This is a genomic window from Kordiimonas lipolytica, from assembly GCF_042651265.1.
Taxonomy (GTDB): Bacteria; Pseudomonadota; Alphaproteobacteria; order Sphingomonadales; family Kordiimonadaceae; genus Kordiimonas; species Kordiimonas lipolytica.
This window is the reverse complement of the sequence record NZ_JBHSCR010000029.1, coordinates 1-10,886: the sequence shown is the minus strand read 5'-3', so window position 1 is coordinate 10,886 and position 10,886 is coordinate 1. Positions and strand designations below refer to the sequence as shown.

9 protein-coding genes are annotated in these 10,886 nt (G+C 49.2%); 3 read left to right on the top strand and 6 right to left on the bottom strand.

Annotated elements, in window-relative coordinates:
• Positions 1-223, bottom strand: a 223-nt coding sequence (locus tag ACFO5Q_RS16865) for a sigma factor (protein WP_380084436.1), incomplete at its 3' end; no start/stop codon positions are given.
• Between the two features lie 246 nt (positions 224-469).
• Between ACFO5Q_RS16865 and ACFO5Q_RS16860 the strand changes: the two genes are divergently transcribed.
• Together ACFO5Q_RS16860 and ACFO5Q_RS16855 are read left to right on the top strand one after the other, a co-directional pair.
• Positions 470-2,485, top strand: coding sequence for a S8 family serine peptidase (locus ACFO5Q_RS16860; RefSeq protein WP_380084435.1), 2,016 nt, complete (start codon positions 470-472; stop codon positions 2,483-2,485).
• A 36-nt stretch (positions 2,486-2,521) separates the two neighbouring features.
• A complete protein-coding gene (locus ACFO5Q_RS16855) occupies positions 2,522-3,442 on the top strand; it encodes a porin family protein (RefSeq protein ID WP_068147000.1) in 921 nt (306 codons plus the stop codon).
• A 139-nt stretch (positions 3,443-3,581) separates the two neighbouring features.
• On the opposite strand, the gene ACFO5Q_RS16850 is transcribed toward ACFO5Q_RS16855, so the two are convergent.
• A complete protein-coding gene (locus tag ACFO5Q_RS16850) occupies positions 3,582-3,788 on the bottom strand; it encodes a hypothetical protein (protein WP_068146997.1) in 207 nt (68 codons plus the stop codon).
• Between the two features lie 117 nt (positions 3,789-3,905).
• Between ACFO5Q_RS16850 and ACFO5Q_RS16845 the strand changes: the two genes are divergently transcribed.
• Positions 3,906-4,238 carry a hypothetical protein gene (locus ACFO5Q_RS16845; RefSeq protein WP_068146994.1) on the top strand — a complete coding sequence of 111 codons (333 nt, stop codon included), beginning with the start codon at positions 3,906-3,908 and terminating at the stop codon, positions 4,236-4,238.
• Between the two features lie 157 nt (positions 4,239-4,395).
• Here the strand turns inward: ACFO5Q_RS16845 and ACFO5Q_RS16840 are convergent, their stop codons facing one another.
• From ACFO5Q_RS16840 to ACFO5Q_RS16825, 4 genes are all read right to left on the bottom strand, one after another.
• A complete protein-coding gene (locus tag ACFO5Q_RS16840) occupies positions 4,396-4,677 on the bottom strand; it encodes a helix-turn-helix domain-containing protein (RefSeq protein WP_068146991.1) in 282 nt (93 codons plus the stop codon).
• Between the two features lie 675 nt (positions 4,678-5,352).
• On the bottom strand, positions 5,353-6,090 hold the full coding sequence (locus tag ACFO5Q_RS16835; RefSeq protein ID WP_068146985.1) for a hypothetical protein: 738 nt from the start codon (positions 6,088-6,090) through the stop codon (positions 5,353-5,355).
• The gene (locus ACFO5Q_RS16830) at positions 6,080-9,355 is read right to left on the bottom strand and encodes a VPA1269 family protein (RefSeq protein ID WP_068146983.1); all 3,276 of its coding nucleotides are present in this window, start codon (positions 9,353-9,355) and stop codon (positions 6,080-6,082) included. Before ACFO5Q_RS16830 ends, ACFO5Q_RS16835 begins: the two co-directional genes overlap by 11 nt.
• A complete protein-coding gene (locus tag ACFO5Q_RS16825; protein ID WP_082719834.1) occupies positions 9,355-10,758 on the bottom strand; it encodes a tyrosine-type recombinase/integrase in 1,404 nt (467 codons plus the stop codon). Before ACFO5Q_RS16825 ends, ACFO5Q_RS16830 begins: the two co-directional genes overlap by 1 nt.
• Positions 10,759-10,886 lie beyond the last annotated feature (128 nt).

The window sequence follows — 10,886 nt, the reverse complement described above, 5'->3', positions numbered from 1 at the left end:
TGATTTCATCCAGCCAAAGGTTCTTTGCTATGCGAAAAAGCCATCTATCCAGATCGGTTCCCTGTGTGAACTGATCGAACTTGACGAGGGCTCTTTCTATCGTTGAATGCAGCAGATCTTCACCGTCATGAAGTGCCCCTGTCAGTGAGACCGCATACCGCCTCAGCCTTGGCAGCAGTGCCACCAATTCTTCTCGCCATTCGTCGGCTGGGTCATGTTTCATAACTGCGTTCATCACCTTGGTAACGGCAAGTGAGTAGAGTTTATTCCCACTTTTTTAATTTTTTTCAATTTATTATGGCACAGAAAGCCCTCTGCTGCGCGTGTGAGCGTTAATCTGGATTAATATATTCAGCAGGGAATAAAATTGTGCGCTTACGCGTTTTCTTAATAGAACGATGTTAGACGTCATACGAGACAGCGCGTGTGCGCGGCATATTCGGCCCGCAAACATCTGGAGAACGGGATAATGAAATATAGGCACCTGACATTGCTGTGCGGCTTTAGCGCGCTCGTCGTGTCACAGGTGGCTTTTGCCTTCCCCGATGTCTCCCAGATAGCTGACGCGCGCCCCCCGGGGCGGACATCCGCGCATGCAGAGAGCGCCTTGTTTGCTAATTTCGGGCCTGAAGAAGATGAAGCCGAAGATCAGGCTGAAGATGAAGCCGAGGAAGAGGCCGAAGAGGAAGCTGAAGCACAAGCGGAAGCGGAAGCAGAAGCACAGGCTGAGGAAGAGGCTGAAAAGCAGGCGGAAGAGGAAGCTGAAGATCAGGCCGAGGAGGAAGCTGAGGCACAAGCGGAAGCGGAAGCAGAAGCCCAGGCAGAAGCGGAAGCAGAAGCACAGGCCGAGGAAGAGGCTGAAAAGCAGGCTGAAGAGGAAGCCGAGGACCAGGCCGAAGCGGAGGCTGAGGCGCAGGCTGAGGAAGAAGCGGAAAAGCAGGCGGAAGAGGAAGCTGAAGCGCAGGCTGAAGAGGAAGCCGAGCAACAGGCCGAAGAGGAAGCGGAAAAGCAGGCCGAAGAAGAGGCCGAAGAAGAGGCCGAAGAGGAAGCAGAAGAACAAGCCGAGGAAGAGGCGGAAGAAGAGGCCGAAGAGGAAGCAGAAGAACAAGCCGAGGAAGAGGCGGAAGCGCGAGCTGAAGAGGCTGAAGAATCGGCAGAGGACGCACTGGAAGCGGCCGAGGATTTCTCACGGTTCGACGATGATGACGACCACGAAGGCCACAGGGAAGACGAGTTTGATGACGACGATATAGTCGAACGCCTGAACGCCGTTGAAGGTCGTGACAGGGATGCCCGGCTTGACACGCAGATTGATGATGACAGGGAGGCCCGTGTCCAGAGGTTGTCTGGCGCGGACCATAGGGCCGTAGAGGCCATCGTGGCAGAACGCGAGATGTTTGAGATTGAAGAAGAACTCGGCGCGACTTTTGTCGCAGACGAAGTGCTTCTGCTTGCTGAACGTGAAGCCGCAGAGGCGATAGACCTGTCGTCGTTTGAAGACCGCAACGTGGAATATCTGGCTGGTCTCGACATGGTTCTTGTGCGTGCTGGCAGGTCTGGCGCCCCGGAACTGCAGCGCGACATTGATGATTTGACGGCGGCCCTTGAAGGCGGTGCTGTGGACCGCAACCACCTTTATGTGTCGGAAAACTCTGTCGGCCCGGACATGGCCGCAACATCTTCTCCGGCCAGCATGGCCAGGGCCCTGGGCTTTGACGCCCATGCCGTTCCAGGGCTGGTGATCGGGCTGATCGATACGGCAGTCGACACAAGCCACCCATTGTTCCCGACAGAATCGATCATTGCCCGGGACTTTGTCAGCTATGATGCGCCCAGGCCGCAAGAGCACGGCACGGCAGTGGCCAGTATCATGGTTGGCCAGGGGCAACAGGACCCGTTCGGGCTTCTTCCGGGGGCGACCCTATATTCCGCAAGCGTTTTCCTGGAGACGGGCACGGGGCACAAGGTTGCGACCGCGGAAAGTCTTGTGCGAGCGCTTGACTGGATGCTGCAGAAAGAGGTTGCGGTGGTGAACATGAGCCTTTCTGGTCCAAGGAACCAGCTTCTGGAAATTGCAGTCCGCCGGTCGATAGAACGCGGCATGACAATCGTTGCCGCTGTTGGAAACGCCGGTCCGGGGGCGGCGCCCCTCTATCCCGCAGCGATTGAACCGGTCGTGGCCGTTACGGCTGTTGACGGTGAAGGCCGTGTGTTCCTGCGCGCCAACAGGGGGCAGCATGTAGACCTGTCCGCGCCGGGTGTGGCAGTTTTCACCGGCGATGCGGCAGGAAAATACAAGGCCAACACCGGTACTTCGATCGCATCGCCATTTGTGGCGGCCATGCTGGCACGGCTGGCGTCGGAAGAATATCAGGGTGAAGTCACAACAGCATTTGAGGCCATCAAGGCCCAGGCCACGGACCTTGGCAAGCCGGGGTTTGATGAAGTCTACGGCTATGGTCTCGCCAGAACACACTCAGAATAAGAACACATTCAGATTAAAAGGGCTCAGGGAATAATTATGTGGAACGCGCGCGAAGTCGTACAATGGGTTGTGCTTGCAGGGGCTTGTTCGCTGGCAACTGCCGGTGCAGCGAAGGCGGAAAACAGCCTGGAAATCGACCTCGAGGTTGGGGGCGAATATAACGACAACGTCACCATCGATTCCATCGATAGCACCAGCCGCCAAGGCGACAGCCTGTTACGTATCAATGGCGCCATCGGCGCACAGGTGTTTGAGAAAGGCGATACAAGCCTGAGCGGTCGATACAGCTTCTTCCAAAGCGTGTATCAGGACCTTTCAAACTTCGATCTGCAGATCCACGGCCTGTCCGCCCGCCTGAAAAGCAAGGTGGGCAAGGTGAATGTCGGCGGTAGCTACCGGTATGACCACATCCGGCTGGACGGCGCAGCATTTCTGGGCGTCCATTCGGTGGGCCCCGATATCGGATTGCTGATCGCCAAGAAAACCTATCTGACCGCCAGTTACCAGTTCAGGCAGCAGACCTTCGCAGACCCATTGCGGTCAGAACGGAACGCGGATCGGCACAGCGCCGATGCCAAGCTATATTTCCTGCTGGACGGCACCAAGAACATCACAACAGGCTACCGCATCAGTCGCCAGACTGCCGAGATCGACAGCTTGTCCTACTGGGGGCATACCTTTGACGCAGGCTACAAGCATCCGTTCAAGCTTGGCAGCAAAGAAGCCACCTTCAGGCTTCGCTATCAGTACCGCCAGAAAGACTATACCGGCTTCGACGCGGCGATTGGCGATGAACGCCAGGACAAGCGCCATACTGCCAGGGTGAGCCTGGAGATTCCCCTGACTGAAAAGCTGGAACTGGGGGCTGAATATAAATATGTGTCTTCAATATCCAACCTGCCGGTCGCGGACTATACGGGCAACTCGGTCCGGGCATCCTTGAGCTGGTCGTTCTAATCCGCCTAGCGACAGCTTTGGGTCAAAAGCGGACTCTTTGCTAGGAGCTTTTAGCCGTCTGCTTCTGTCGCCTAAGCCGTCACAGCGCAAATTCGTGCTGGGCAGTTACGCCTAATCAAGTAGTATCAGCGGTGAAAGCTTAAGGGTGTTGATCATTTCTCTGGTCTTCACCAGTACAGATTTTTCGTTTTAGTTTCTGAGTATATCGCGTTGTGAACATTTGGGCATAGACATGAGCAGGACCTTCAAGTTCCCATCCTTCTGCGACTAGCGAGTCGATTAAGTCGTCAATCCCCTCATATTCCTTATTTCGCCATTCAATCGTCTTGTATTCATATTTTGTCAACTTGCTTCTCCTGCCTTTGTATCGGACACTCTAGCAAAAGTTTAAGAAAAGCTGGAGCGGCCTGCTTCTGAGGTCAAAAGAGTTTCAATTTGATTTTGACCGCTGTGGAGGATTTTGGTGAACCAACATGCATCATTCAAGGTATTGCTGTCCAAGTATGCTCACCAGTTGGGTATGAGCGAAGCTGAGTTCATGGAAAACATACTTTGTCAATGTACTCCAGAAGATGGCTGGTCACAAAAACAGCTGGAGTATCTCTACGAATTAGATGAGTGCCTCAGATTTATGCGTGATTGGTATGATGAACCTTCAGAAATTTGGACTTGGTTTTTGGAGCAGCCGATCTCGGCATTTGGCGGGGAAACGCCCCGAAATGTTTTTCTTGGACCTAGCGGCCCCAATAAACTTAAGGTCTACTTGGCTGGAATTAATGATGGCGGTTTCGCTTGAATACAGCTGGCTCTGTGTGTTTTGGGGATTTCGGCAAACATATTGACACAATCCAGCCGGCTTACCTTTGATTTGAACGGGAAGTTGTTTCCTCCCCCGCTTTAACCTTGGGGCGATACTCGCTTCAAATGATGCTTGTCGCCTAAGGGGGCAAAGGTTAAGAATTGCTTGGTTGTATTGACGTACTATCCATTTTGAGGCGAATGCTCTCAATCGCAGTATTAATGTCCAAACCAATAATCTCTGAGAGTTTTATAAACTCAATCACGTCCAGCCTACGTTCTCCTGATTCGATTTTGGAGATATCCGCTTGAACAAGCCCCATATGTTCGGCAACAGCTGTTTGAGGTAGATTGGCTTTTTCCCGAGCTTCCTTCAGCATTTTTTGCAATTGCTGTTGGCCTGGTGTCCGTAATGATTTTCGAGATCCTGCTGCCATCGGTATGGGCTCCTTTCCCACACCTAGTACTTCTTCTTGTTGGATATTCGATTTTCGAATAGTATGGTTCTAACGGGGTCCTGGATTCGGAGATTATTAAGGTGGGTTATAGTCTTGAGCGTGTAAGTGATGGTGCTGGAGATGCCGGGCCAATGTCTCTGTTGTTGAAAATGAAATCAGATGGAACGGTTGTTACTGAAGACGGGAAACCAAAAGTAGGTTTTCATGTCCGTGTTGGTGCGCCCTATACAAGGAGTTACGAAGCACGCGATTATTGGACAACGACTGTGGTCCAGGAAATCCTTGAAGAGGCTGAAGGGTACGTAAAGTTTCGAACTCGCAACTCTGTATACGTATGGCGGGCAAGGTAGAGTTGGGCGAATGGCACCCCTGGATTTTAGATCATCCACAGTAACCAAAGATACTCTGCATATCGTGATCACAAATGCCGCTCTCCAGCATGGATCTGCGAGGGTGCAGGAGATGATTGACTCTTTCCTGGAGGTTGCCACGGAGGCAGGAGTAACTTTTTTAGGTAGATCTGCAATGCAGCAGAAGGTCGAGCAGGTTAGGCAATACCTTAACGACAGCGCATGAACTTTCTATTTGCTCTTGCAAATTAGCTCTGAACCAATGTTTGGTTGCTCTGTGACAAAGCTTCTTAGCTGTTTGGGGCTAAATGATCGGTTTCAGCGACGCCCTTAGTGCTTCAATTTCGTCTGCATGGACAAGAGCTTGGTTTCCTGAAATTCCCCCTTTGACGCGCGACCCGTCAAACTTTAGATCAAAACGCTCCAAAACGTCTTCATCAGTTAGTCGCCCTAACAAGTTTCGCAGGCTGTCTAAATGATCAGGCAATGAAATTTGGTCTTTGTTTTTTGCCTCGTTTCTCGAGTTGGAGCCTTCTCCTTTTAGTTCTTCGAGTGAAATCGCAAGACTTGGGAATTTGCTTAGCTGCCTCTTCAGGAGGCGGAGTTCCTTAATAGCGTCAAGACCTTCTTGAATTTGAACTGCAATGAAATTTCGGTCTTCAAATGAATGTATCTGAGCCAAGATATTGCTGATTTTGATGGAGGCTCTTGAACTACCTTTTTTTACTGGTATGCGATTTAGGCGCTCATCTTCGCGCGCTGAAATATACTGGCGCATTAGTGGGTTGCGATTAACACTTGATCGACTTGGGCCACACAGATTTAGCTGCAATCTTGCAAGCTCAACAGTGGACGTGTTGATTTTCTGCGGTAAGGTGAACCTGTGCCCAAAGCGCTTTTTGAATTCTTTTGCAGCTTTTCCGGTTTCAATTCGATCACAGATGTCCTTGAGGCCATCTAATTGTTTCCGTTTCAGTTTGTGGTTTGGGTAGCGGTCCAAATCTGAAATCATCGATGTTAAGAGCTTCTCGCTAAGCATCATTGTTGGCACCTCCGAATAAACTAGGTCGTTCTAGCATAGTGTGCATTTGATCGAATTGGCTTTTCAGTGTAGGCAAATCTGTAATTTTGTATTCACCGGTAATCAGTTGTTCGACGTAGGGAGACTCAGAGATTAAGGAGCAAAGTGAGTTCATTGCCTCGCAATTCTCTTGATCCGTTAGTTTGAAGAATAATTCTTCCATATTGTTCTGGCGCGCGATTTTTTTCAAAATCTCATTCCGGCGCATTACGATCGAATCTGGGACTTCGTGGTCGGCGTCGAAATGTAGGCTCGCCCCTGAAATGACGTTTTGAAACAGTGTGAAGTCGTTTACCTCCTTGTGAATGAGCTTTAGAGGTGCTTGATCTCGTATGACTAATGCTCCTTGCTCTTTGTTTTTGATTTGCAGGCACTTCACAATGGTCCAAAACTCTGTTGTGACTTCTTTGAAGAGATGGTCCCTCTCTCTCTCAAGCCTTTCTGCCTCAAGCCGCAACTTATACGCTCGGTGCTGCTCTCCATTTTGCTCAAACTCTTCAGACTTAGCGCGGATTTTTTGTTCTGATGATATTGAAACTTTACATTCCGCAATCAAAGAGTTGTATCGCCAAACCAGGCCGGAAAGGAAAGCTGGTCCAGTTATGCGGAATCGACACGATGAACACGCTCGTGGCCTGAAAACGTTTGCATGCTGACTTTGTGGTGTTGTTGGGTGCGCAGAACAGTCAGCACCGGGGCAGATGCCGTGCGCAAAGATGTCAGGAGACAGTCGCCGTTTAACCAATTCCCTAAGTGCAATATTGGCATCTTCAGTTTCTAGGCTTGTATTCCCAATTGCTTCAAATATTTGGGCGGCAACTTGTTCTGGGCGGTCATCGCTTTCTAGGCTTTGTCTAACTTTTCTGCCAAAGTGTCGATGTGTCTCATTGATTGCATTGACAACATCCGTGGTATTTGGCGAGTCATAATAGAAAGTCATAAGTATTGACTTATGCCCCACCAGCGAAGCCACGATCTGTGGCGAAAGGCCTTTTTCCAGCCATACGGTAATGTTGGTTACGCGTATTGCGTGGATATTCCAGCGTGGGGCTCCGTCGACGAGAAATGCCCCTTTTCTACCTGTTTTCTCAAGGTATAGGTTTTCACAGTGCACCAGCAAGTTATGCCAGTAGCTGTCAAGCATACCCGCCGACACAGTCTTTATTCTACCTTTGTTTTTGGGGTCGCGAAACAGTGGGTATGTCTCTAGGAACATGTCGGCATTGCCGCCTTGTACTTCCCGGTTTTTCATTATTTTCAATGGGCCGGTGATAGGAAAATATCTAATCTGCCACTCTCGCATAGCCTCGAGAAATTTGGCGGTTTCTGGATCAATGTATGGAACCTGATAAGGGCCAGTTTTTGAGTCGATGAAGTGTAAACCTAATACGTCGCGTCCATCTGAAATTGTGGGGGCTGCAAAACTCCTAAGCACTCCTTCCTGACGGTCAGTTGAAGCTATCAGCAGTTGGTTCTCATCACTCTCACCTTTGTGATTAACAAGGTAGCCATCGCCTTCACCACTATCTATATGCCGGGCATCAGAGGACCTCGCACCTGATGTGAGGATGAAGTCGAGCAAGGTCGGCACGGCTGGGAAAAAGATATTCCGACGCATTTCAACCGAAGGATCAAATACGCTTCGGCAGTATAGCGGACTCCCCAATCGAGAGTGTCGGAGAGACCGGGCAAATGCAAAATCATCTTTGCGGTTCTCCGCCAGTATAAAATCATATAGCTCCCGTGGAATGGAATCGCGTACCGTTTTCGCATGCTTGACATACTTATGTCCAAAAGTGTCGATGCTTCTACTTATTGGGAATGCAGGCAGGTCTAAGTTATACATAGAATCTGCAAGTTTGATGGCCTTTTCGAGGTCGCGGATTGCCTGCTCTTTGACGCCGCTAGATAAGGGTGTCGTTGTAAGAAACTGCATAAAGGTGAAGCTTGGTGATCCCAACTTTATGTGCAGATTTCTGTCCAACTCCGAAAAGTCCCTAGGAAACTCTTCTCCCTCCTCGTTCTTTAGCTTGAGGAGGTATATCAGCCAAAGATGCACGCTTCGCTTATATGTTTCTAGAGTTTTCCGTTTGAGCTTGGGCGCAATCTCTCGAAACATCATTGCCCAGTGTTTCAGTTCCTCAGGAAATGCCTTTGGGCAGGGGAAACCAGCAAGTTTTTCAAACGTTCTGTATTTGGAAGTTTCGGGCGAAATGACCCACGAAAACAAGCCCCCAGAATAAGCGGAGTTTAGTCTTGCACTGCCACCAAAATAATCACCATGAACGACCTCGTTAGGCGGAACAGAGAAAAAATGCCCAATTTCAGAGTGTATGCGGTTTAGAAGGCTGTAATTATGTTTCTTATTCACCTCTGTTGCGTTCTTAGTTTTTTTGAATTCGAAAAGTGATTGGTAAAATTCCTGCGGGTTTGCTGACTTGAGAAAGTCCGGGGTCAAGAGAAGGCTCCTGAGCGTCAGCTGTGGAACATCTTTGCTTATGCTCCTAGTTGCCTTGATTGCATGACTAAGAAGCGGGTGTCTGTCGGCGGCTAACAGGTGAAAGAATATGAAGCCGCGAAAAGGGTTGAAACCATTCCGCAGGTAATGACTCCCTTCCAAAGTGTCGGCGCTTGACCAAGTTGCATGTCCCTCCGAAAAGAGGAACAGTGCAATCCAGATTGGTGCAAGATTGACACGATGCTCTTTGGGAGAGATAGAGGAATTGTGTTGAAGGGATCTATCGAGAGTTTGTTGAAACGAGGCTGGATTGTCGGTTGAGTTTTCTAGCTCGCGAAAGTCGAGAAAGTATTGCTGCGACCAAATTCTCGACTCAAAAATTTCATAGTTGGAAAGTATGTCGTTGAGCAACGCTCGTTGTTCAGAAAGGTCCAAATTCTGAATCACCTGCACCATGTTGATGTTGCTTGCCTTGAGGCGCCGCATCGGTGTGCCTTTGACGGTCTTGGGGAGTATCCCAAAGTTATTCATGTTTTCTGAAATTTTGAGTGTTTGAAAGAAGCGCAGTTTAGACGCGTGTTCTGATGTGAAACCAAATGCTACCTGATCCGGCAGTCGGCTGAGTTTAGGAACAAGGTGCCAATAGAAGCCTGACGCTTCGAGCCCATCTCGAGTAAGAGATAGTCCAGCCTTCAGTGCATCAAAGATTCGCTTTTTACCCTTCGCGAGAGTAACTTGAGCATTTGATATGTCGCGCAAAACTATCATTATTTTGATTCCAAATCTAAGGATGACAATTGCTGACTGACTGAAGCAATAAGGCTGCCATACCTCAATTGGCTTTCCAGTTTAGTGTGACCCAGCATGTGCTGAATTGTTCGCGGTGAAAGGCCTAACTTGGTTGCATTTGCGACAAAGTGATGCCTTAGAGCATGAATGTTTCGGTTCTCTTGGTGAGCCGTTAAGCCAACTCTTTGAACTGCGCGGACCCAAGCTCTTTCGACGTTTGAGATTGTTGTGGGCTTGCCAAACGCTTTGTGATTTCTCCTTGAAATATTGCAGAAAAAGTACGGATGAAACGCGCTCGTTCTATATGTCTGAAGGTGCTCTTTGATCTCGTTAACTGCCGCATTGAACTGCATCAGCATTTTTTGGGGGGCGACGAAAAATACGGGGGCAAAGCCAAGCATGTGGAGTGGTCGTGTGCCTTTCCATCCTGCATAATAATATGTGTTGTTGGGTAGCCTATTGCGAGGTGTCAACTGGTAGCGACTAGCTAGATGTTCGATTCGGGTTTTGCTCTTGTCGCCAAAGCTACCCAAGAATCGCGAATGAGACGGATGACATCTCAGAACCAGTGGCATTGAAGATGGAAACTCTGATATTTCAGCCCAATCTGATGAGGGTCTGATGTCTATTTGCCAAAAATGCAATGGTTCTGAGCGCCTTAGCCCCCCGTAACCATAAAGAATGAATAATGACTTGAAGACTGGATTGGGTTCTCGGTTGATGATCTCTTCCAGATCTGCAGAGCTGATGGCTCGTTCCGTCCTGGAAAGGTCAGGTTTGGGAAGGGGGCGGAGCAGAGAAGGAAGTTTGATCGTTTTTTTCTCGAAGATTTTGTCCCAATGTTCACGTTGAGTGTTTAAGTGGAAAAGGAAGTCTGCGGCTGATCTGGCCTTATAAGCGTTGTTAATGAAACTGGTTTTTTTCATTTTTGTTGAAGCGGCTCGAAAGTTGGTGTGCCCCAGTTCTTGTTCGCAATAATCGAAAAAGTTTATGATTTCAGTGAATTCTATGCGGGCGGTAGCCTCACTAACTGGCTGCCACTTCAGCGCCATCCATTCTTCAGCGTCCATCGTGAGCGTGCCAGATATTCTGACCAGGCAATATATGGCAAGAAGTCTGGATAGTAAGAAGTCGTCTGCGATTTCGTTGACTGAGCAAATATCAAATATATTGATTAGCCGTTGGACTGTTCTGGCAATGCTTCTAGCCTTTGTCGCGGAGATACTTCCGCATTGTAGGCGGAAGTATAGATAGTCTGAAAGTTCCCAGTAAATACCTTGCTGCTTTCCGTTGAGAATGAACAACACAGGCACTTGAATTGGTGACACATTTTTCAGGTGAATGCTCATTAGAGGCAATAGTGTTAGGGATGTTGTTCTCATGCCATCCTCAGAAGAACCTGTTATAAAATATAAGTATAGGCTGCATGAACCGCCCCGGGATTGCCGGAGGCTCCAACTTCTGAGTAAAAGGAGCCATTATGAGCAAGACCACGAACAAATTTTCACCT